Annotated in this window: 18 protein-coding genes; 13 read left to right on the forward strand and 5 right to left on the reverse strand. The window is 38.1% G+C overall.

Features of this window, described 5'->3' with window-relative positions; genetic code table 11:
* Positions 1-23: 23 nt before the first annotated feature.
* From nrdF to proX, 4 genes are all read left to right on the forward strand, one after another.
* Entirely contained in the window at positions 24-992 is a 969-nt protein-coding gene (gene nrdF, locus HMPREF3129_RS09830; protein ID WP_004247427.1) for a class 1b ribonucleoside-diphosphate reductase subunit beta, read from the forward strand.
* A gap of 609 nt (positions 993-1,601) precedes the next feature.
* A complete protein-coding gene (proV, locus tag HMPREF3129_RS09835) occupies positions 1,602-2,801 on the forward strand; it encodes a glycine betaine/L-proline ABC transporter ATP-binding protein ProV (RefSeq protein WP_004247426.1) in 1,200 nt (399 codons plus the stop codon).
* On the forward strand, positions 2,794-4,023 hold the full coding sequence (proW, locus tag HMPREF3129_RS09840; RefSeq protein ID WP_004252252.1) for a glycine betaine/L-proline ABC transporter permease ProW: 1,230 nt from the start codon (positions 2,794-2,796) through the stop codon (positions 4,021-4,023). The genes proV and proW overlap by 8 nt, the downstream gene beginning before the upstream one ends.
* A 119-nt stretch (positions 4,024-4,142) precedes the next feature.
* Positions 4,143-5,138: a glycine betaine/L-proline ABC transporter substrate-binding protein ProX gene (gene proX, locus HMPREF3129_RS09845; protein ID WP_004247424.1), complete on the forward strand. Its 996-nt coding sequence runs from the start codon at positions 4,143-4,145 to the stop codon at positions 5,136-5,138.
* 87 nt (positions 5,139-5,225) lie between these two features.
* Here the strand turns inward: proX and HMPREF3129_RS09850 are convergent, their stop codons facing one another.
* On the reverse strand, positions 5,226-7,619 hold the full coding sequence (locus HMPREF3129_RS09850) for a TonB-dependent hemoglobin/transferrin/lactoferrin family receptor (RefSeq protein WP_036905839.1): 2,394 nt from the start codon (positions 7,617-7,619) through the stop codon (positions 5,226-5,228).
* 378 nt (positions 7,620-7,997) lie between these two features.
* On the opposite strand from HMPREF3129_RS09850, the gene HMPREF3129_RS09855 reads away from it, so the two are divergent.
* Both HMPREF3129_RS09855 and mprA read left to right on the forward strand, forming a co-directional pair.
* On the forward strand, positions 7,998-9,209 hold the full coding sequence (locus HMPREF3129_RS09855; RefSeq protein WP_026090528.1) for an MFS transporter: 1,212 nt from the start codon (positions 7,998-8,000) through the stop codon (positions 9,207-9,209).
* A 489-nt stretch (positions 9,210-9,698) separates the two neighbouring features.
* Complete coding sequence (mprA, locus tag HMPREF3129_RS09860; RefSeq protein WP_004246081.1) at positions 9,699-10,226, forward strand: transcriptional repressor MprA; 528 nt, start codon at positions 9,699-9,701, stop codon at positions 10,224-10,226.
* A gap of 202 nt (positions 10,227-10,428) precedes the next feature.
* Here the strand turns inward: mprA and HMPREF3129_RS09865 are convergent, their stop codons facing one another.
* Entirely contained in the window at positions 10,429-11,031 is a 603-nt protein-coding gene (locus HMPREF3129_RS09865) for a cysteine hydrolase family protein (protein ID WP_004246084.1), read from the reverse strand.
* A gap of 40 nt (positions 11,032-11,071) precedes the next feature.
* Positions 11,072-12,274 carry an MFS transporter gene (locus tag HMPREF3129_RS09870; RefSeq protein WP_036919924.1) on the reverse strand — a complete coding sequence of 401 codons (1,203 nt, stop codon included), beginning with the start codon at positions 12,272-12,274 and terminating at the stop codon, positions 11,072-11,074.
* 85 nt (positions 12,275-12,359) lie between these two features.
* Between HMPREF3129_RS09870 and HMPREF3129_RS09875 the strand changes: the two genes are divergently transcribed.
* The 3 genes from HMPREF3129_RS09875 to emrB all read left to right on the forward strand — a co-directional run bounded on the left by HMPREF3129_RS09875 (position 12,360) and on the right by emrB (position 15,896).
* A complete protein-coding gene (locus HMPREF3129_RS09875) occupies positions 12,360-13,010 on the forward strand; it encodes a GntR family transcriptional regulator (RefSeq protein WP_004247421.1) in 651 nt (216 codons plus the stop codon).
* A gap of 175 nt (positions 13,011-13,185) precedes the next feature.
* Entirely contained in the window at positions 13,186-14,361 is a 1,176-nt protein-coding gene (gene emrA / locus HMPREF3129_RS09880; RefSeq protein ID WP_004252255.1) for a multidrug efflux MFS transporter periplasmic adaptor subunit EmrA, read from the forward strand.
* Positions 14,362-14,378: 17 nt separating this feature from the next.
* On the forward strand, positions 14,379-15,896 hold the full coding sequence (emrB, locus tag HMPREF3129_RS09885; protein ID WP_004247419.1) for a multidrug efflux MFS transporter permease subunit EmrB: 1,518 nt from the start codon (positions 14,379-14,381) through the stop codon (positions 15,894-15,896).
* Positions 15,897-16,003: 107 nt separating this feature from the next.
* Here the strand turns inward: emrB and HMPREF3129_RS09890 are convergent, their stop codons facing one another.
* Together HMPREF3129_RS09890 and HMPREF3129_RS09895 are read right to left on the reverse strand one after the other, a co-directional pair.
* On the reverse strand, positions 16,004-17,107 hold the full coding sequence (locus HMPREF3129_RS09890) for a tRNA/rRNA methyltransferase (RefSeq protein WP_036919923.1): 1,104 nt from the start codon (positions 17,105-17,107) through the stop codon (positions 16,004-16,006).
* Between the two features lie 165 nt (positions 17,108-17,272).
* Positions 17,273-18,340, reverse strand: coding sequence for a C48 family peptidase (locus HMPREF3129_RS09895; protein WP_060555303.1), 1,068 nt, complete (start codon positions 18,338-18,340; stop codon positions 17,273-17,275).
* Positions 18,341-18,477: 137 nt separating this feature from the next.
* On the opposite strand from HMPREF3129_RS09895, the gene HMPREF3129_RS09900 reads away from it, so the two are divergent.
* The 4 genes from HMPREF3129_RS09900 (at position 18,478) to HMPREF3129_RS09915 (ending at position 23,908) form a co-directional block, all read left to right on the forward strand.
* Positions 18,478-19,161 (forward strand): tRNA-uridine aminocarboxypropyltransferase, encoded by a 684-nt coding sequence (locus HMPREF3129_RS09900; protein ID WP_004247414.1) that lies wholly within the window; start codon positions 18,478-18,480, stop codon positions 19,159-19,161.
* Between the two features lie 44 nt (positions 19,162-19,205).
* Positions 19,206-21,866 carry a bifunctional acetate--CoA ligase family protein/GNAT family N-acetyltransferase gene (locus HMPREF3129_RS09905; protein ID WP_004252258.1) on the forward strand — a complete coding sequence of 887 codons (2,661 nt, stop codon included), beginning with the start codon at positions 19,206-19,208 and terminating at the stop codon, positions 21,864-21,866.
* 188 nt (positions 21,867-22,054) lie between these two features.
* Positions 22,055-23,413: a CDP-diacylglycerol--serine O-phosphatidyltransferase gene (gene pssA / locus HMPREF3129_RS09910; protein ID WP_004246096.1), complete on the forward strand. Its 1,359-nt coding sequence runs from the start codon at positions 22,055-22,057 to the stop codon at positions 23,411-23,413.
* A 147-nt stretch (positions 23,414-23,560) separates the two neighbouring features.
* On the forward strand, positions 23,561-23,908 hold the full coding sequence (locus HMPREF3129_RS09915) for a YfiM family lipoprotein (protein WP_012367575.1): 348 nt from the start codon (positions 23,561-23,563) through the stop codon (positions 23,906-23,908).
* The last annotated feature ends 78 nt before the right edge of the window (positions 23,909-23,986 follow it).

Consider the following 23,986-nt stretch of genomic DNA (forward strand, 5'->3'; position numbering starts at 1 on the left):
ATAATGATAAGGAAAGTGTTACTATGTCTGCATCTTATTTAAGTCGTGTTAATGCGATAAATTGGAATCGTATTGAAGACGAAAAAGATTTAGAAGTTTGGAACCGTTTAACCATGAATTTTTGGTTACCCGAAAAAATTCCACTTTCTAATGATATACCTTCATGGAATACCTTAACCCAAGCTGAAAAACAGTTGACTATCCGTGTATTTACAGGGCTTACACTGCTCGATACGATACAAAATACGGTCGGGGCACCAACCTTAATGCCTGATGCTCAGACTCCTCATGAAGAGGCGGTATTATCGAATATCTGTTTTATGGAAGCGGTACATGCTCGCTCTTATAGCTCGATATTTTCGACACTCTGCTTAACAACAGATGTTGATGATGCTTATCGTTGGAGTGAAGAAAATACCTATTTGCAAAAGAAATCAGATATTATTCTGCGTTATTATCAAGATAGTGATCCATTAAAGAAAAAAATTGCCAGTGTATTTTTAGAGTCTTTTTTATTCTATTCTGGATTTTATTTACCAATGTATTGGTCAAGTCGAGGGAAATTAACCAATACAGCCGACTTAATTCGTTTAATTATTCGTGACGAAGCTGTGCATGGTTATTATATTGGCTATAAATTCCAAAATCAGTTATTAAATAAATCATCATTAGAGAAACAAGATATTAAAGACTTTGCTTTCTCATTATTATTAGATTTATATGATAATGAAGTTAAATATACAGAAGATCTCTACGACTCTGTCGGTTGGACAGAAGATGTAAAAAAATTCCTTCATTATAATGCGAATAAAGCGCTGATGAATTTAGGTTATGAAGCACTATTTCCAGATGAAATAACTAATGTTAGTCCAGCAATACTTTCATCACTATCGCCAGATGCAAATGAAAATCATGATTTCTTTTCTGGCTCAGGCTCTTCTTATGTTATCGGTAAAACGATCAATACCGAAGATGATGACTGGGATTTCTAGCTAACCCTCTATAGTAAAAAAACAGAATACATTCATATTAATTATGAATTAATCGATTAATATAATGCACTGAAAAATAAAACTTATTTTTTAGTGCCTTTTTATTTGCTTGAAAAACAACCTGATTGTGTGATTTTTACCGTCCCATTAACCAGAATTATCAATTTTTTACGAATGATTTTTATGACTAGTTATCGATAACTTAAGATCACCCCTTAAAAATCATAAGATTTTTTAATGTTAATGCATTTTTTTCTATTTTTATTTTATTAGTATCTTTTTACATTTTTTTATTTTGTTGTTATTTCTATTGTGATGATAATTAAAATTAACATCTGAATAAAAATAATGTTATTTCATACAGTTAGTATGGTTTTTTTGACTTCTTTCTTTTCTATAATTTTACTTTATTTAAATATTAATTATCAAAAAAAACCTAAAAAAATCACAAAATTATTTGTTTAATTATAATTAACATAGGGTTGTCAGGCTTGTTCATTATGATAGGGTAATTCCCCTACTAAAAATCTCAATTTAGGAAAAACAACAAACTAATTTATTAACATTTAATTTATTCCTTTCATATTTAAATAGGAAAATAGATATTGCATGGCAATTAAACTCGAAGTAAAAAACCTATATAAAATATTTGGTGAGCACCCTAAACGTGCCTTTGAATTATTAGAATCTGGTATGAACAAAGACCAAATCTTTGATAAAACAGGGTTAACCGTTGGTGTGCAAAATGCCAATCTGGCCATTGAAGAAGGCGAAATATTTGTCATCATGGGATTATCAGGCTCTGGTAAATCTACATTAGTGCGCCTTCTCAATCGTCTGATAGATCCCACTAAAGGCGAAGTCCTTATTGATGGTGAAAACATCACCACCATGTCTGATAAAGATTTACGACAAGTTCGACGTAAAAAAATCAGTATGGTGTTTCAATCATTCGCTTTAATGCCTCATATGAATGTACTCGATAATACAGCATTTGGTATGGAGCTTGCAGGCATTAGCAAAGAAGAGCGCTATGAAAAAGCCATGGCAGCATTAGAGCAAGTTAACTTAAGCTCTCATGCTCAATCTTGGCCGGATGAGTTATCCGGTGGGATGCGACAACGTATTGGGCTTGCTCGTGCACTGGCCAATGATCCTGATATCTTATTAATGGATGAGGCATTCTCCGCACTTGACCCATTAATCCGAACAGAAATGCAAGATGAGTTATTAAGCTTACAGGGTGATAAACAACGCACCATTGTATTTATTTCTCATGATCTGGATGAAGCCATGCGTATTGGCGATCGTATCGCGATTATGCAAGGTGGTGTGGTGGTACAAATAGGTACCCCTGATGAAATTCTTAATAATCCAGCCAATGATTATGTACGTACCTTCTTCCGTGGCGTTGATATCAGTCATGTATTTAGCGCTAAAGATATTGCTAAACGTCGCCCAGAAACACTACTGCATATTGCGCCAGGTTTTGGTCCCCGTTCAGCATTAAAAGTACTGGAAGATGAAGATAGAAACTTTGGTTATTTAATTGAGCGAGGACGGAAATTTGCAGGTATTGTTTCTGTCACTTCTCTTGAAGAAGCATTAAAAGCGAAGCAACCTATTGGATCCGCTATTTTAACTGAACCTTGTGCGATTAATGGTGATACACCATTAAATGAACTGATTTCTACTGTTGCGCAATCTCCCTGTGCGATCCCTGTTATTGATGAAAAAAACCGTTATATCGGTTTAATTTCGAAAGGAATGTTGTTACAAGCACTGGATAAGGAGACACCAAATGAGTAAGACAAATAACCAAGCCAATCCTTGGGAAACGGACACTCAAGAAGCGGCAACAGAAAACGCCAATACAACACAAAATTCAGCGCAAGAAACGCATAACAACACAGATACAGACAATGATCCTTGGGCAACCACGGATAGCAACACTACTGATACCGACCCTTGGAGTAGTAGCGCTGGCGGTGATACCGGTGGAGCTGATGCTGATCCTTGGGGTACAGGGAGTGGCACTGACGGCAGTGATCTCTCTTCTGGTACTGATTGGCTAGATGCCATGCCAACAGAAAGTACACCTGATCACTTTAATATTATGGATCCATTTAATCATACGCTGATCCCACTAGATTCTTGGGTAACGGATGGTATTGACTGGATTGTGCTGCATTTTCGTCCTATTTTCCAAGGGATACGCGTTCCAGTCGATTTAGTATTAGGTGGCTTTGAAAACTTTCTTACCTCAATGCCTGCACCTGTTGCGATTATTTTATTTTCACTGATTGCATGGCAACTTTCAGGTAAGGTGATGGGAATAAGCGCTTTTATTTCACTGATCTTAATCGGTGCTATTGGTGCATGGTCTGAAGCGATGATAACCCTTGCATTAGTGCTGACCTCATTACTATTCTGCCTGATTATTGGTCTCCCCTTAGGGATATGGCTTGCACATAGTGACAGAGCATCAAAAATTGTCAGACCACTTTTAGATGCCATGCAAACAACACCCGCTTTCGTTTACTTAGTACCTATCGTGATGTTATTCGGGATTGGTAACGTACCCGGTGTAGTTGTCACGATTATTTTCGCCTTACCACCGATAGTGCGATTAACTATTTTAGGTATCAAACAAGTACCGGAAGATCTCATTGAAGCGGCTCAATCATTTGGGGCAAATCCTCGACAAATGTTGTTTAAAGTACAATTACCGCTGGCAATGCCAACAATTATGGCAGGGGTAAACCAAACCTTAATGTTAGCACTGTCAATGGTTGTTATCGCATCAATGATAGCCGTTGGTGGTTTAGGTCAAATGGTATTACGTGGTATTGGTCGCCTAGATATGGGATTAGCGGCTGTAGGTGGTGCTGGTATTGTGATCCTCGCGATTATTCTTGACCGCTTAACTCAATCTTTAGGCCAAAATAGTCGCCTGAAAGGTAATAGACGCTGGTATATGACAGGCCCGATTGGTTTGATCTGCCGCCTGTTTGGTAAAAAAGCCGCATAACTCATACTGGCAATAAGATTAACTAACAATCAAACATATTTATTCAATTAATATAAGAGATAACAGTAGCACGACACAGCGACTATTATCTCTTACCCATCACAACAGAAGGAAAAACTATGCGTAATCCAGTTCTCTGGGCAACAGTATTGTCCGCCACACTGATAAGCACTCAGTTATCCGCTGCTGATTTACCCGGTAAAGGGGTTTCGGTTCAACCGGTACAAAGTACTATTTCTGAAGAAACTTTTCAGACACTCATTGTCAATAAAGCACTCGAAAAACTCGGCTACACAGTGCAACCCATTAAAGAAGTTGACTACAACGTAGCTTATTCTTCTATTGCTAATGGTGATGCCACTTTTATGGCGGTTAGTTGGGTACCTTTGCATAACTCACAATATGAAGCCGCAGGTGGCGATAACACATTTTATCGTAAAGGTGATTATGTGGTTAATGCAGCCCAAGGTTACTTAATCGATAAAAAAACGGCTGAAAAATATAACATCACTAATATAGAGCAATTTAAAGATCCGAAAATTGCCAAATTATTTGATGCCAATGGTGATGGAAAAGCAGATTTAACCGGTTGTAACCCTGGCTGGGGTTGTGAAGAAGCTATTAATAATCACTTAAAAGCCTATGATTTAGAGAAATCAGTCACCCATAATCAGGGTAACTATGCGGCAATGATGGCAGATACCATTACTCGTTACAAAGAAGGTAAACCTATCTTCTATTATACTTGGACACCGTACTGGATAAGTGATGTATTAAAGCCGGGTAAAGATGTCGTTTGGCTACAAGTTCCCTTCTCTTCATTACCGGGAGATGACAAAACCGATACAACCTTACCAAACGGTAAAAACTACGGTTTCCCACCGAGTACAATGCATATCGCAGCAAATAAAAAATGGGCCGAAGCCAACCCTGCTGCTGCTAAGTTATTTGAAATAATGAAAGTTTCAGTGGCTGATATCAACGCCCAAAACTTACGTATGCATAATGGTCAAAAATCACAAGCAGATATTGAACGTCATGCTAACGCGTGGATCAAAGCACATCAAAAAACCTTTGATGGCTGGGTAGAAGAAGCGCGTAAAGCGGCTAATTAATAGTGATAATCCTTAAATAACGTCAAAGCAGAGCATTATTAATATGCTCTGCTTTTTTTATCTTATGGCTGTTGTCCTGTTGTCTAACTAAAAACTTTTAACCACAGTAAAGCGATAATCTCGCCCAGTACCAGATACCGACTCACCTAAATAAGGGTAATAATCACGGTTAAATAAATTGGCGACAGTAAAACGTATCTCGGTATTATCGATAAAAGCAGGTTTCCAATTAGCGAATAGTCCATGAATGGCATAGCCTTTACTTTTTGGTAATGACCAATAAGTAGCAGCCGGATCAGCATCCATCGGTGAACGACGTTGAGCGCCAATAAAGTCCCCTGTCCACCCAGCAACCATATTTATTTGTGGGATTTTCATTCCAAGGGTGGCATGTAATGCATCCGGTTGAATTTCTGCAATCCATGTTTTTTGTCCAAACCACGGATCACGAGGAGATTGATCGCGTTTACCTTTCATTGTCGAATACGCTAAGCGACCAAAGAGATTAGCACTGTCATAAAATGCCTCTATTTCCATACCTTGAATATGGTAGCCAGGTAAATTGCGATAATTTCCAAGGGAAGGAGGACAACTTCCATTGTTTCCGGTTACTTTTCCGCTTTCACAATAGACACCGCGACGACGGAATATCTCATCTTTCCCACGGGTATCAAAAAATGTACTTCGAAGTTGCAGCTGATCTTCTTGTTGGAAAACATTTTCAAAATCAACAATGGCGCCAATCCGTGTTGCGGTAACGGTCTCTTTATCTAAATGGCGACTCGTGCCTGTCAAACTAGAGATACTGGCTTGCACTTCATATTGTTCATCAATTAACGGCGCACGCCATGTATGAGTTATATCACCAAAAAATCTAATATTGGGGCTCGCTTTCCATAAAATACCCAAATGAGGTGTAATGCCACGATAAGTTACATCACTATAATCATGACCGTAATAGGGATTAGGATCTTGATAAACCTTCGCTCGACTCCCTACTCCTTGATTTTTCACTATATCATAACGCACACCAGGCGTGAGGGTTAGTGTTCGATAACTAATTGAATCTTGAAGATAAAAACTCGTGGTTGTTTGCGTCCCTTCTGGCATATAAGGTGGTGCATAATAGCCATAATTATAATTTGGATTTTTCGCTTTATCCCGCGTAAACATTAACACATTACGATCATTACGGTGCCAACGCGCTCCTACTAAAATCACATGTTCGGTAGCTCCTTGCATCACGGTACTTTCATTTTTCACTTCAATTTGATGATTTTTATAGTTGACCCAACTTTGGTTACCCATACTACTACTTAGATAAGAACTCGCATTATCAGGGCGTTTATCATTCTGTTTGGTATTTGAATAACCATAAGTCAATGTGAAATTAATCAGGTCAGAATCAATTGGCTGAATATTCCATTTCACACTCACAGTGTCATCTTTTTGGTCACGATAAACTAACTTACGTTTCATCGCTCCATCAAAACCATATTTATCAACATCATATTGACTCGGTTTTGCCAGTTCATCTCGCTTCGCAGCCCAAGGCGTCCAGCCATCACTGACAGATCTTGATGCTGATAAAGTTAATGTTTGTGCGTCTGTTAAATAGACATTGGTTTTAATTAAAAACGAATCTTGATCTGATTGTGAATAACCAAATTTAGTGCCATCAGGACGACGTAAATCATCACTTTTACGACGATTAAAATAAAATAGACCGTCAGCCGTTCCATCCATTAGCTTGCCATATATCGCACCACTATAACGATTTTGCCTATCATTAGTATGATGTCCATATTTTAAAAACATACCAATATGCTGATCAGGTAACAGTAAGTCATCCGGATCTTTCGTTTCAATCCGTACGGAGCCACCAAATCCTCCATTTCCTTGGGTGATATTATGTGGCCCTTTATCGACATCAAGGCGTTTAATTAATTCAGGATCGATAAATATGGAACCTTGACGATATTTTTCAAACGTCTTCGGTGTACCATCAAGAGTGATTTTCACATCTTCCGGATTGCCCATTCCCCAAATATTTAAAGTTTGCCCGCCAGGTCTTGGTGAGCCAGATGAAGAAATCCCTGGTAATTTATCTACCAATTCAGCGATATTATTTGGCTGAATTCTATTGATATCTTTTAATGTCAAAGCCGTGCTTCCTGCTTCAACACTCGAATTTAATTTTCCGGAAACATAAATAGGATCAAGCACCACAGTTTCAGATTGTTGAGTTTGTGATGTTTTTTCTGTGCTTTGTGAAGCAACGCTATTAAACGAAGCAAGTGTAGTGAGTAATAAAAAAATCGCATGAGATGAAAATGAAACGGCCCCCATTCCCTGAAAATGAGGCTCATGCTTAATTAACAAAAAGTTCATAATAGTATCTTTTATATGGTTATTAATACGCAAATAAATAGCTAAAAATACATTTAACAACACAATCATGTTAATGATAATTATTATCATTACATAGCTTTTTTTGATCCAAACCATAAAAAAGTTAACTAAACTAAAAACGAGCTATATTTAAAACAGAATAACTAAATAATTTAATATTAATGATATAATTAACTAATAACATTGGTTACTATATGGATTAATACTTGTCTAATCAGAACAGTGAGGGAATGGGGCTATTTATCTATTTAGCATAATAAATGATGCAAATATGCGGTTATCTGCTGAGAATAAATCACATTTTACTTTTAATATTAATCTATTATAAAAATAGATTAAAAACTTTCATGCCCGATTGATTGAACATTGCTATCACAGTAATTCTTTCCGCAAAAAAATGACTCATGTTACTATCATTTACCTTACAAATAATTTGTGATCAGTATTATGGAAAACACAGCACCACAAACCTCTCTTAGTAAAGGCCTTATTTTACTTATGGCCGTTGCCACTGGCATGGTTGTCGCAAGTAACTATTATGCACAACCGCTACTTGATTCAATTGCAAATTATTTTCATATCTCTGCCACTTTAGCTGGCTTTATTGTCACTACAGCACAATTAAGTTATGCCTTAGGTTTAATGCTATTGGTTCCTCTTGGCGATATTTTTGAACGTCGTTCACTGATTGTTATCATGACGCTGATTTCAGCGAGCGGCTTATTAATTACGGCAATGGCACCTAATATTTGGCTTATGTTAATTGGTACTGCCCTATCAGGTATGTTCTCGGTCGTCGCCCAAATTCTGGTTCCTTTTGCCGCTACACTTGCTGCACCTCATCAACGAGGAAAAGCGGTAGGTACTATTATGAGTGGGCTTTTACTTGGTATTTTACTGGCAAGAACAGCGTCAGGGCTGATGGCTTCCTTTACTAATTGGCAGGGCATTTTCTGGCTAGCAAGTGTTTTTCTAGCTATTTTAGCTATTACACTATGGCGCTGTTTACCTACCTATAAAAGCCAAACAAATTTAAATTATTTTCAACTGCTCGGTTCTATTTTTAAATTGTTTGCCACGACCCCAGTATTACGTACCCGCTCACTGATTGGTGCACTTATCTTTGCCCACTTTGGTTTACTGTGGACATCAATGGCTTTTTTACTCGCTTCTGATCCCTTTAATTATTCCGATGCAGTTATTGGCTTGTTTGGACTTGTCGGTGCTGCGGGAGCACTAATGGCAGGTAAAGCGGGTGTATGGGTTGATAAAGGCAAAGGTAAAAAAACGACTACTTCAGGTTTAATTCTTCTCTTCATTTGTTGGGGACTTATTGTTATCGCCCCTTATTATCAATGGATTGGACTGATTAGTTTTATTATTGGTGTGGTTTTATTAGATTTAGCCGTTCAAGGTGTTCATGTCACTAACCAAAGCACTATCTACCGTATTTTACCTGATGCCCGAAATCGGCTTACTGCCGCTTATATGACTAGCTATTTTATCGGGGGCGCCCTAGGCTCTTTATTATCGGGTTACGCTTATCACCAATATGGCTGGATTGGTGTTTCCAGCGCCGGTGCAATCATTGGCTTATTAGGTTTACTGGTTTGGTTATTTGGTTATAAAAATGATCCAGTGATCCAATCTGAATCATAAAACTTATCTCAAAAGGGGTATTTTATGTCAGCAATACCCCTCTAAACAGAACAAAACGTAAATGTTTTAACAGCGTGATTACTATTTATGTATATCATCATCTCATTCTTTATTAAGAAATACATATCAATTATATCAATATAGCATAAACGGCATAGTTTCTAAGTGGTATTATTAACAATAGAATCATTATAGTGTAAAATAAATTTATTACGTGTTTTATCGTAGAAATCGATCCATTTTTTCCTAAATAGACTATTATTCATAAGTAAATAAGGGATAAATTGATTTTTATAACTTATTGTAAATAGATAAGCACCTAGTGATTTTTTTATGTTATCATTCAAAAAATTTATGAATCAGGTAGCATAATCAAAAAAACATAGTGACTATAAATAATAAAAATTGCTAAATTGTGTGTTTAATATACCATTTAACATGTTGATAACAACGTTATCCTAATTATCGAAACTAACAAGGTGTCTAAAAATGGAAAGCTCATTTACGCCAACAGAAGAACTACTAAACACTCGCGCTACACAACAGAAATCGCTTAACAAAGATATTCCTTACCAAGAAATTTTGTTAACTCGCCTGTCTATGCACGTCCAGAGCAAACTTCTTGAAAGTCGTAATAATATGTTAAAGTCTCAGGGCATTAACGAGACATTATTTATGGCACTTATGATTTTAGATACAACGGAAAATCGTAGTATTCAACCATCAGAATTGAGTGCGGCGTTAGGCTCATCAAGAACAAATGCCACTCGTATTGCAGATGAATTAGAAAAACAAGGATGGATTGAGCGTCGTGAAAGTCATAATGACCGTCGCTGTCTACATCTTCATTTAACTGATGCTGGAGAAGAGTTTTTAAATAGCTTATTACCACCACAGCACGAATGTTTAAAGAAAATTTGGTCGGTATTAGATGAAGGTGAACAAAAACAGCTAGAAACCCTAATGCGTAAATTATTATTACAACTTGATACATTAGCGGATAATCAGCAGGAATAACCATCACCATCAATAAACTTATTGATCTAATCTGTATTAGCTCAGATTTGACCTGACTAGCTATGGCACAGAGCTAACATAAATCTGACAGGTCGCTCTGTGCCAAAAGCCAACATTCCCCAGCCCTTGCACTCAATCATGTCTGATATTTAATCTATCATACTACCGACAAGCTCTATGTAACATTGGCTACTTAGGCTATTTATACCCAATATTTTGATATTTCAGATGAACTGGTTACAACAGCATGTTGAGACAAGATTTTCTCGAGTAAAAAAACATGTGTGTCATGATCAGGATCAGCACAACAATCACTTGCAATCACTAGACGATAATCTAGGTCAAATGCCTGACTAACTGTAGATAAAATCACGCCACTGGTCGTGACTCCTGCAAGGATCAAGGTTTCAATACCTTGTGTACGAAGAACCATCTCAAGCTCAGTAAATGAAAAAGCCCCTACTCTACGTTTAATAATAACGATTTCATTTTCCTGCGGAAAAATATCATCATGAATAGCGGAACTTTCACTATTGGTGATTAATATTCCATTGTCTTTAATCGATGAGAAAATTATATTGTTTTGACTAACCTCAGGATACCCCTCACGAAACTCAACACTAACATAGATAATCGGTATGCCTGCTGCACGCGTAGCGGAAATTAATGATGATGTATTACGAATAACATCTTCAGCACGATCTTGTGGAAGAAAATTATTAAGAATGGTCGTCTGAAAATCCATTACCAGCAGAGCACTATTTTTATCGATATTATTATTGTTATTGTTGAATTGTGTTGTCATAAAATCTCCGAAATATACAGGTGAAGAAGAACGAAGTTCATCAGCGTATAACTGAATTACGATGTAATTTAAAATTCCAAGCGGCTCCCAACAATAAGACAACACTAGTTGCCAGAAAAACTGCGCGCATACCTATATGACCACCAATAACGCCACCTATTAACGGGCCGATGAACTGACCTGCAAACTGGGCTGCGACCGAATAGCCAAGGATACTGCCTATCATTCCTTCTGGAACGTGATGACGTATTACTGCCGCAATACAAGGCAACAATCCCCCCAATGCTAATCCCATAAGAAAACGTAAAATAATAAGTTGCCAACCAGAGGTAACAAAGGCCTGAGGGATCAGCAATAAACCGGCTATAGCTAGTGCCAGCGTGATAATACGCAAATGCCCTATCCTATCTGCTAATTTCCCAAGCCAAGAGGCTGAAATAATACTACCTAAGGCAGCAGTGGCCATGACATAACCTGCAACCCTAGTTATCTGAGCAGGATCATTAACGAGTGTACGCACATAGACTGTAATAATAGGTTCTATCGACATATTGGCCAGCATCAGCAACAACCCCGTGCAAAGCATGCTAACTATCACAAATCGTGCAGGTAACTGCGACCAACTCACTTGCATTTTTGTCGTAGTATTTATGTATTTCGGCGTATCTTCACGGATAAGCGTAAGGGTCATGATAAAAGATAAAAAGATCAGTGCACCGGCACAGAAAAACGTGTTTCGAATACCGAACAAGTCAGGTAACCACCCTCCAGCTAGAGGGCCAATAAGATTACCCGCCATTACACCACATGAAACAATGCCCAACGCCCAAGCAACACGCTCTCTTGGAGCTTGTACTGCAATAAGAATAGTTGCTCCAGATGAGTATCCTCCCGCCAAACCAACTAATAGCCTTAGACCGACAAGTTGCCAAATATTTGTTACCATTCCCATAAGTGAGACGGTCACCGCCATACCAAGACTGGCTCTTACGAGCATCGATTTACGTCCATATTTGTCACCGAGCTTTCCCCATACTGGAGCAATTAAGCCAGCAGTGATAAACGTTGCACTGAATGCCACGCCAGACCATTGGACAATGGCGGCGTGACCTTGAACACCAAGCTCTTCAACATATAGGGGGAGGAACGGTAACATCAAGGTCATTGCAAAAACAGTTGAAAAAGAACCAATAAAGCAAACGAGCAGATTTCGACGCCAAAAGCTGTTATATAATTGAGTCATAGAAATATTCTTTTCTGGTATACCAAGTTGGTATACCATATAGATAATTTATTTTACTGTCAATTTTTAGGAGAGTATTGCCGTTATGAGCCAAGTGTTAGAGGTTGAAAAACAATTAAGAAAACTGATACTCAACATGGAACTAGGCCCAGGAGAACGGTTAACTGAACGCTGGGCTGAAGCGAAATTTAACGCATCGAGAACTCCCGTTCGAGCCGCATTACAAAAGTTGGAATCAGAGGGACTTATATGTCGTGATGGTATACGTTGGTTAGTGGCACCAATCGATGCCGATGAAATCGAACAATTATGTATTTACCGAGAAATACTGGAGGTAGCAGCATTAAAACTTTCAGTCAGCCAGATCACCGAAGAACAGTTGAACAATTTGGAACGCCTGCTTAAAGAAACCACGGTAGATTCACCAGAAGAGAGCATGGAAAATGCTGGAACACGATTCCATAGAGAGTTGGCAAGCCTTTGTAATAACGCATTTATTATTGAAGGAATAAATGATGCCCTACGTAGGCTTTCGCGAGCACGATGGCTTGATAGAGCGCCGTCTAATCCAGCGTGGGATGAGCATCGTGAAATATTTGTCGCACTTCGTTCGAGAGATACGGACAAAGCCGTAGAACTACTCGCCACTCATTTGTGCGAAAGTAGACTCCGTTTACTAGATACCATTACATCTAGTAAACGTAGCCTAAGAGCAAGAGGCATTGCGATATCCTGACCAAATACCGCCAACCTCATTTACAACATGAATTGATAAACAAATATATTCATTCACATTTATAATTGGCCTTTCGTGCTAATTATTATTCTAATATAAGCCCAATATATATGTTTCCGGATTTTATTCTGGAAACATATATAATGCTTTTTTCTGGTTTATGGAGATCTTCTAAATGAGTGTAAATGAGGAAAAAAATCCACCTCAGGCTCCCATTCGCAATAAAAAACGAACTCGCCGAAATGTTTTATTGCTACTGACTTTTATCTTTATTCTCGCGGGGCTCGCTTATACCGCTTACTGGTTTATGGTTCTTAGACATCATGAAACCACAGATAATGCCTACGTAACAGGCAATCAAATTATGGTTATGCCACAAATTTCAGGCTCGGTAACGACTGTCTATGTGGACAATACAGACTACGTAAAAGCAGGTGAACCTCTAGTCCAATTAGATGATAGTGATGAAATACTTGCATTAGATAAAGCAAAAACCGCTTTAGCAAATAGTGTCCGTCAAATGCATCAGCAAATCATCAATGGTCGTCAATTAAAAGCGAATATTGTTTTACGTGAAACTGAATTGGCAAAATTGCAAAATGATCTGCGTCGTAGAGAAGTATTAGGCGAGCGAAATGTCATTGGAAAAGAAGAACTCCAACATGCAAGAGAAGCTGTTGCCACGGCAAAAGCGGCATTAGATGTAGCAAAAGAGCAATATAATGCTAATCAAGCCATTATCTTAACCACGCCTATTGCACAACAACCTTCTGTATTACAAGCTGCAACAGAAGTGCGTAATGCATGGCTAGCTTTACAACGAACAAAAATACTAAGTCCTGCTGAAGGTTATGTCTCACGTCGTAGCGTTCAAGTTGGTGCACAAGTTGCACCGGGTAAACCGTTAATGGCCGTCGTACCTGTCACAGGTATGTGGATAGACGCTAACTTTAAAGAGACGCAACTGGCCAATATGCGTATCGGACAGCCCGCGAAAATAACCACTGATTTTTATGGTAAAAAAGTTATTTACCATGGTCGTGTACAGGGATTAGATATGGGAACAGGCAGTGCATTCTCACTATTACCGGCACAAAATGCCAGTGGTAACTGGATAAAAGTAGTTCAGCGCTTGCCGGTACGTATTTCCCTTGATGAAAAAGAAGTTGCAGAAAAACCGCTACGTATCGGTTTATCCACTGAAGTGACTGTGGATACCGTTAATCTTGATGGAAAAGTATTATCACAGAGCGAACGTCAAGCACCGGCTTATCATACTGATGCACTCACTATTGATATGTCAGAAATCAATTCATTGATTAATGAAATCATTGAACAAAATGCAGGATGATAAAGCGAGGTGTAAAGGTGATTAAAGAACCCTTACAAGGAGGAAAACTTGCTATAATGACCATCGCACTTGCGCTGGCCACTTTTATGCAAGTTCTCGATTCAACAATCGCTAACGTAGCCATCCCGACAATAGCGGGTAACTTAGGTGCATCAAATTCTCAAGGCACTTGGGTTATTACCTCATTTGGTGTTGCAAATGCTATCTCAATTCCTATTACTGGCTGGCTGGCAAAACGTATTGGTGAAGTACGCCTCTTTATGTGGTCAACAGCACTATTTGCCTTAACATCATGGCTGTGTGGTATTTCTCAAAGTTTAGAAATGCTGATCTTTTTCCGTGTACTTCAAGGTTTAGTCGCAGGCCCCTTAATTCCGTTATCACAAAGTTTGCTATTGAATAACTATCCACCAGCAAAACGCAATATGGCATTAGCGTTATGGTCGGTTACCATTGTCGTTGCACCTATTTTAGGCCCTATTTTAGGTGGCTATATCAGTGATAATTACCATTGGGGATGGATCTTCTTTATTAACGTACCTTTTGGTGTGTTAATTATTATGTGCATCTCAAATACATTAGCGGGTCGCGAAACCAAAACGGAAATTAAACCAATAGATACCATTGGTCTCGTACTATTGGTGGTTGGTGTTGGTGCACTACAGATCATGCTTGATCAAGGTAAAGAGCTGGATTGGTTTAATTCAACTGAAATTATTGTACTTACTATTATTGCTGTAGTGGCGTTAAGTTTCTTAATTGTGTGGGAGTTAACTGACGAACACCCTGTTATTGATCTTTCTCTGTTTAAAAGTCGCAATTTCACTATTGGCTGTTTAACCCTTAGTCTCGCTTATATGATCTATTTCGGTACTATTGTGTTGCTCCCTCTCCTGTTGCAAGAAGTCTTTGGTTATACCGCAACATGGGCGGGTTTAGCTGCAGCCTCTGTTGGTTTATTACCGCTGATCATTACACCAATCATCGGAAAATTTGGTGGAAAAGTCGACTTACGCTATATCATTAGCTTTAGCTTTATTATGTTTGCGGTATGTTTTTATTGGCGAGCTTATACTTTTGAACCCGGAATGGATTTTGCCACAGTTGCTTGGCCACAATTCTGGCAAGGTTTAGGTGTAGCATGTTTCTTTATGCCATTAACCACGATGACCTTATCGGGATTACCTCCGGAGAAAATGGCCTCGGCATCCAGTTTATCTAATTTTTTAAGAACCTTAGCGGGTGCAATTGGCGCGTCATTAACGACAACCATTTGGACACAAAGGGAGTCATTACATCATGAAACCTTTGTTGAAAAAATTAATCCACTCGATCCCGATGCACAATTGGCTTTTCAACAGATGAGAGAATTGGGGCTTTCTGATGAACAAACCTCGGCTTATTTAGCTAAAACAATCACTGAACAAGGTCTGATTATTTCAGCGAATGAAATTTTCTGGCTAGCGGCAGGAATATTCATTTTAATGCTGGTGGTTGTTTGGTTTGCTAAACCGCCATTCTCACCGGGTAAATAACCATTAATGAATTGATTAGTTAATTAAAGAAAAATCCCGCTGAACATGGTGAACTGACTGCAGTTCATTATTCAGCGGGATTTTTAAATCATCTAACAATTAAATAATTAGCCGTGATGTTGACGCCACCATTCAGCCAATAACACGCCAGAAGCCACAGAGACATTTAAGCTTTCAATATGGCCTGTACCACCAATGTAAATGCTCATATCCCCATGTTTTAACGTGCTATCACTTAAGCCATCCTTCTCTTGACCTAAGATTAATACCATTTTTTCAGGTAATTGAGCTTTTGCTAGTGGCACACTTCCTTTGTGACTTGAGGTTGTCACTAAGGTATAGCCAGCCTGTTTAAACTGCTCTAATGTCTGAGCAAAATTATCAGCATCAATTCCTTGAATATACTCGGCACCACCTTCTGCGGTACGTACTGCTGCACCAGATTCTAGCACTGATGAGTCGGGAGAAATGACGCCTTTCACACCAAAATGAGCACAGCTACGCATAATAGCACCGACATTATGTGGATTACCCACATCTTCAAGCGCTAAGACACAATCTTTTGTTGGTGCATCTTTTAAATAGGTTTGTGCATCATGGCCAACACGTTTTTTGATTAAGAAACAAACGCCACCATGATGATCCGTACGCGCCGCTTTAACCATCTCTTCTTCTTCAACAACATGGTAAGCTTTACGATTTGCCGCCATCCATTTTAACGCTTCACGAAAACGAGGTGTTACTTCTTGTAAGAACCAAGCTCGAACAATGGCTTCTGGACGGTTTTTAAACATAGCCTGACAAGCATTTTCACCATAGATACGCGTCTCTTCTAAACGCTGACGGCGAAGCTGTTCGGGATCTATTTGGCTTTTACCAGTAATTCCATCATGCTCTTTTAATGGCTCATCTCCCGGACGAGAAATCGTTTTCCATGGAGAATAATTACCACCTTCACTATTGTTATCACGTGAGGAGCTTGATCCACTGCGTGATGGATTACGTCCTGAAGACTTACCTGCACCACGTTCATCACGACGAGAAAATTTGTTATCACCGCGTTTATCATCACGACGATGACTACGGTCAGTATCACCACGAGCATTATTAGGGCGGCGGGATGGTTTTTTAGGTTTATTATCGGCACTGTCCTCACTGCGGACATACATCACTTTTACTTTGCCGTTTTTACCTTCATAAGAATCGTTCATTAGTCTCTCCAACTGCAATAGGGGCGCAGATTACATGATAGTTTAGCAACTGTCACCGAGAGAATCACGCAGAGTAAGAGATAAACCTATATCAAAAAACACTCTCTTTAAAAATAAAATTAGATTTAGCTTTTTATTAATAAAAAATAGCTTTTATATCAATAACTAAGATAGCCATTCATCATTAGATTTAACAATACAAAAAAGTGTATCCATAATCAATTTTTTCCTAACATCATGATTAAATGTGGTTTGCTCACCACAACTTAGGTTTAGAAAGTCTTTTCCTGTTTTTTGTAATACTGTTTCTATTGTGGATATTAAATCATCTTCTTTTTCATGATTAAATTTATTCCATTCATTATGTAAACTATCAATATAATTAAGCGCCAAAAGACCACATCCATTAGGTACATTTTCTTGTAGATTATATTCTATATTGATAGTATTAAATCCTTTTTTTTCTAGTTCAATTAATAAGTTATGACGTTCATCTTTTTTGCTTGAGGGCAATGAATCACATAAAAAACAGCTATCTTTATAAGTCAATAACGCAACCCAATGGTTATTATTGACTAAAACCACATAATTTTTTAACTCCGCGGATCCTTTGCTATTTTCTATTTTTTTAAGTATTGATTCATAGGAACAAATATCACACTGATAGGGTTGAAATGACGCCCAAGACTCTAATTCAGATGAAGATATATATCGATTATTATTACTTACGCTTTCATTACTATTGGCCAATACGCTATCATTACATTTTATATTTAAATAATTATCAACCGCTGAGATAAAAACATTCTCCCCTTTTCCCTTTTGTCTAGCAATCGCTTCCTCACAAGCCATTGCACTTAATAAAGGTCGTTCTTTAAAATACTCTTGATCCTCTTTTATTTTTATTTCATAGAGTAATTTGACTAATTCTTTAATATCTTCTCTTATCGAGTTGTTTAATTTTGGATAAATTAAGTAGAGCTGATTAGTTGCATATAAGCTTATTTTTATATCATCATGAAACATGATATTTACTAAATAATCCAAATCTTTTGAGCTTCCATTCCTAACTGCATTAGCGAGTTTATTTATTTGATTTTTGGCAGTCTCAAGATTAACATCCACTCTACTATTATTAATGACCTGAGTATCAAAGATATTAAATAGGTTTTTTATTTCATTATCTGTAATACTATTTTCATTATTACAAAAAAGGATTTGTGTTACCTTCATAAGTCACCAAAATTTATTAAATAATAATAATCCTACCACTATACGGTAAATAAACTTTCATAAAAAACAACTGATAGTAGACCTTTGGGGATCATGGTAATATTCATTCCTTTATTTATGATTGTGGTCTTTCTGTTATGCATGACAATGCGGTTTCTCGACTTCGTCAATATCGAGTTTCTATCTCTACACGCCCATATAAAGCCAGAGGCTTTCGTGTTAAACGATGCACTTTTTGTTTATTACCTGAAAAACAGTGTCTGTGTGACACCATCATTCATCAAACCGCGAAAAGCCGTTTTTGTTTAATGATGTACGATACAGAAGTGATGAAACCAAGTAATACAGGAAAATTAATTGCCGATGTTTTACCCGATACACTTGCCTTTTTATGGTCACGTACCGAGCCTGAAAAAGCCTTACTTGATGCAATTAATGATCCGCATCGACAAGCTTATGTCGTCTTCCCAGACAGCTATGCTTCTCCTTCGCGAAAAGTTTATCACCAGTTACCTGCAAACAGTAAGCCACCGCTATTTATCTTACTAGACGGCACTTGGACAGAGGCGAGAAAAATGTTTCGTAAAAGCCCCTACCTTGATGCATTACCACTGTTTTCAATTAATGAAGCCAGTAAATGTGACTACATGCTCCGTCAAGCAGCAAGAGAAGAGCAACATTGTACCGCTGAAGTTGCCGCTTCTATTTTAGCCAATGTCGGCGATGATTTAGCGTCACAACAGCTTTTTTCTCATTTTAGTTACTTTCGTCAACAATATTTAATTGGAAAACCAGACAGACGTCAGGCAAAAGAAGAGTAAATCAGCTACATTGAATACAGTTTATCATAAACTTAGGAGTTGATATGAGCCAGCGAGGCCTTGAAGCACTATTACGTCCTAAATCAATTGCGGTGATTGGCGCCTCTGACAAAGTAGGCAGAGCAGGAACCACAATGATGAAAAACTTACTCAGTGGTGGGTTTAATGGGCCAGTCTTTCCAGTCAATCCGACTCGCAATTCTGTTTCTGGTGTTTTTACTTATCCTTCTATTGATAAACTCCCCCAAGTACCAGACTTGGCAATTATCTGTACTCATCATCGCCGCAATCTTGAACTTCTTGAGCAATTAGGTCAATCAGGCTGTAAAGCCGTGATTGTTCTTTCAGCACAATCAGAACAATTTCAAGCTATTAAGACACTCTGCCAGCAATACCATATTCGCTTGTTAGGTCCAAATAGTTTAGGTTTATTAGCCCCTTGGCAAGGCTTAAATGCCAGCTTTTCACCCCTTCCTGTAAAAAAAGGCAAATTGGCATTTATCTCACAATCAGCAGCAGTAGCTAACACCATCCTAGATTGGGCGTATTACCGCAATATTGGCTTTTCCTATTTTATTGCATTAGGTGATAACCAAGATATCCAAGTTGATGATTTACTGGATTTTCTAGCAAGAGATAGTAAAACCAGTGCAATATTACTGCATTTAGAGCATATTCATGATGCAAGGCGCTTTATGTCTGCCTCACGTAGTGCATCACGCAATAAGCCAATACTAGTTATAAAAAGTGGTCGAACACAAAAAGCCCAATTACTCTTAGGCGATACGCCAAGTTATGATGTAGCTTATGATGCAGCCTTCCAACGCGCAGGACTGTTACGCGTACAAGATACTCATGAGATGTTTTCAGCGGTTGAAACCCTCAGTTATATGACGCCATTAAAAGGCGAGAAACTGATGATCATCAGCAATGGTTCAGCTCCTGCGGCAATGGCCGTAGATGAATTATTTTTACAGTCAGGCAAATTAGCACAATTATCTGCTGATACTCAGCAACAATTGCAAGCCATTGTGCAAGACACATCTGCTATTCGTAATCCGCTTAATTTAGGTGATGATACCACGGTAGAGCGCTATATTAGGGCAGTGAATTGTCTATTAGATAGCCATGATCATGATGCATTACTCTTAATTCATACACCAAGTGCTATTGCACCAAGTATTGAAACAGCACAAAAAGTTATTGAAGCAATTAATAAGCACCCCAGAAGAAAATGGCTCACTCTATTTACTAATTGGGGAGGCGAATATTCATCTCAACAATCACGTAAATTATTTAGTGAAGCGGGTATTCCCACTTATCGCACTCCTGAAGGCGCAATTACCGCTTTTATGCATATGGTGGAGTACCGCCGAAACCAAAAACAACTAAAGGAAACGCCGGCATTACCTTTAGAAATAAAAATGAACACCCAGCAAGCCCATCGCTGTATTGAAGACGCTCTCGACAAAAAACAGTATCGCCTTGATACACACCAAGTCCAGCCCATTATGGAAGCCTATGGCTTTAATACTTTACCGACTTGGATTGCTCATAATGCACAAGAAGCGGTCAGTATTGCAGAAAAAATAGGTTATCCGGTCGCGCTGAAATTACGCTCCCCTGATATACCTCATAAATCGGAAGTTCAGGGGGTTATGTTATATTTAAGAGACAGCAATGAAGTTGAATCGGCTGCACATGCCATTATCGAGCGGGTAAGCGAGCTTTACCCACAAGCGAAAATTCAAGGACTATTAGTACAAAGTATGGCAAACCGTGCAGGCTCCCAAGAGCTACGTGTTGCGATTGAACAAGACCCCATCTTTGGCCCCCTAATTCTATTAGGAGAAGGAGGCGTTGAGTGGCAAATCGAAACAAAAGCTGCCGTTGCTTTGCCACCACTTAATATGGCGCTAGCTCGTTATCTGGTTATTAATGCAATAAAAAGTGGCAAGCTCCAACCTAGAAGTGCATTACAACCACTGAATATCCTAAGCTTAAGCCATTTTTTGGTGCAAGTTTCACACTTACTATTAGATTGTCCACAAATTGTCAGGCTCGACATACATCCGTTGTTAGTATCGGGTAATGATTTCACTTTGTTAGACGTGGCTATGGAGCTGTCACCAATCGAAGGCGATCCTCATCAAAAACTTTCTATTCGCCCGTATCCCAATGAATTAGAAGAAACTTTCTTTTTAAGAGATAGCAAACCTTGTTTTATTCGACCTATTTTGCCTGAAGATGAACCTCTACTAAAAACCTTTATTAATCAAGTGACCAAAGAAGATCTCTATTATCGCTATTTTAGTGAGATCAGCGAATTTACCCATGACGATCTCGCTAATATGACACAAATTGATTACGATCGTGAGATGGCTTTTGTCGCCATTCGCCACCCTCACGATGATCCAGAAATTATTGGTGTTGCTCGAGCTATGGCAGATCCTGATAATCAACAGGCTGAATTTGCTATCTTGGTACGCTCTGATTTAAAAGGTAATACACTGGGTCACCAATTAATGATGAAATTAATCAACTATACTAAGGCGCATGGCATCAAACGGTTAACTGCCATTACCATGCCTGAAAATCGTAATATGATAAGTCTAGCTAAAAAATTAGGGTTTTCTGTGGAAGTACAGTTTGATGAAGGAATAGTCAATCTCAACTTGCTTCTTGATCCTCTCAGTGATGTATAGTGATAAAATCGCGAATAGAAAATTTCTGAATGTGATTATTCACACATCCTAAGAGAAATTCACTCTATAAGATGATTTTATGCGTACATCCTATATAACTAATGTTATGATCAGAAGATCGGTTACAGAATTTTTTACATAGAAGATGACTCTTTTAGTCATCATAAACAAGAGAAATAAGCACTGTGATGTTGTCTAAACTAAAACTTGCTAAGCATCAACAACACCTTGCACAACTGCCTAAATTAGCTCAGTCAGTTGCTGATGTTGAAACGCTTTATCAGACATCCGCGTTTCGCAGCACCTTATTGAAATATATCGCGCAAGCTCAAAAAGAGATTTTTATTACCGCACTCTATCTAGAACATGATGAAGCGGGCGAGGAGATCCTTGAAGCACTTTATACCGCAAAACAACAACGTCCTGAACTTTCCATCACCGTTATTGTTGATTGGCATCGTGCTCAACGCGGTCGTATAGGTGTCTCTGCTGATGCAACAAATGCAGATTGGTATCATAAAGTTGCACAACAGCATCCTGATGTTGACGTCCCTATTTATGGTATTCCTGTTAATACACGTGAAGCATTAGGCGTATTACATCTAAAAGGGTTTATCTTTGATGATACGGTTATTTACAGTGGTGCAAGTATTAATAACGTCTATTTGCATAAACTTGATAAATACCGTTATGACAGATATCACATCATTCATAATGCTGAACTCGCAAACACAATGAAGCAATTCATTGTCGATAGCCTTTTGCAATCAGATGCTATTCAACGTCTTGATTCAGAAGAGAGAGTGCGTTGTGCAGAAATTAAAAATTGTATCCGTCAATTCCGCTTTAATTTACGCACACATGATGGTTACGATATTAAAGGAAATGCCTCAAATAATCAGTTAACAGTGACTCCATTGGTCGGCTTAGGCAAGAAAAATATCTTGAATAAGACTATTTCCCACCTCATGGCCGTGACTGAAGAAAAGTTGGTTATTTGTACACCTTATTTTAATTTACCTGCTATTTTGGTGCGCCAAATTAGTCATTTACTGAGAAATGGTAAACAGGTTGAGATTATTATTGGTGATAAAACGGCAAATGACTTTTATATTCCGCCAGAAGAGCCCTTTAAAATAATAGGTGCTTTGCCTTATTTGTATGAGATTAATCTTCGTAAATTCACCCAACGTTTTCAACGTTTTATTGATAATGACCAATTAACAGTAAGGCTTTGGAAAGACGGTGATAATACCTATCATTTAAAAGGCATGTGGGTTGATGATGAGTGGCAATTAATTACAGGTAATAATCTAAACCCTCGAGCTTGGGGATTAGATCTTGAAAATGCCATCTTAATTCACGATCCACATCATGAATTACATGAACAACGCCATAAAGAGTTAGCTTGTATCAGAGAAAAAACACTGATTGTTAAAAGCTATCAACAATTAGAGAGTATTAAATTTTACCCTCTAAAAGTGAAAAAATTAATTAAACGTTTACGGCGTATCCGTGTTGATAGACTAATTAGTCGTATACTCTAATTTAAATATACTGCTAAGCACTATTTATAAGCCTTACTTAAAATAAGTAAGGCTTTTTTGTCGCTATAATCCACTATACTTCAACTTATTAAGATTTAAGCTCAAATATCTAACGATCAAGATATAGTAATAAGGCGTGGATATTATATGAAACTAAAGCGTAATAGCTTCTATCTGATAGTTTTACTTTCACTCGTCACGTTAAATGGTTGTCAATCCTTTCATGTTGCCAATGATAATTGGCAAGGAAAAGATAAAGCACAGCATTTTTTATTTTCTATGGTAGCCTCCGCAGGAGCTAATGCTTACGCAGATCATCAGAACTATTCTTATCGAGAAGGATTAGTTATTGGCTTATCTTTTTCAATAAGTTTAGGCGTCGCTAAAGAGCTTTATGATAGTCGACCACAAGGTACAGGATGGAGCTGGCATGATTTTGCTTATGATGTGGCAGGAGCCGCGGCTGGCAGTTTACTCTATCAGCAATTGAAATAACTCTTTTCCTTAGTTAAAGGATAAAATTGAGAATAAAAAATATCAAACGCAAAAAAGCCAACCCAGTGGGTTGGCTTT

It is taken from the genome of Proteus sp. HMSC14B05 (assembly GCF_001808035.1).
GTDB lineage: Bacteria > Pseudomonadota > Gammaproteobacteria > Enterobacterales > Enterobacteriaceae > Proteus > Proteus mirabilis.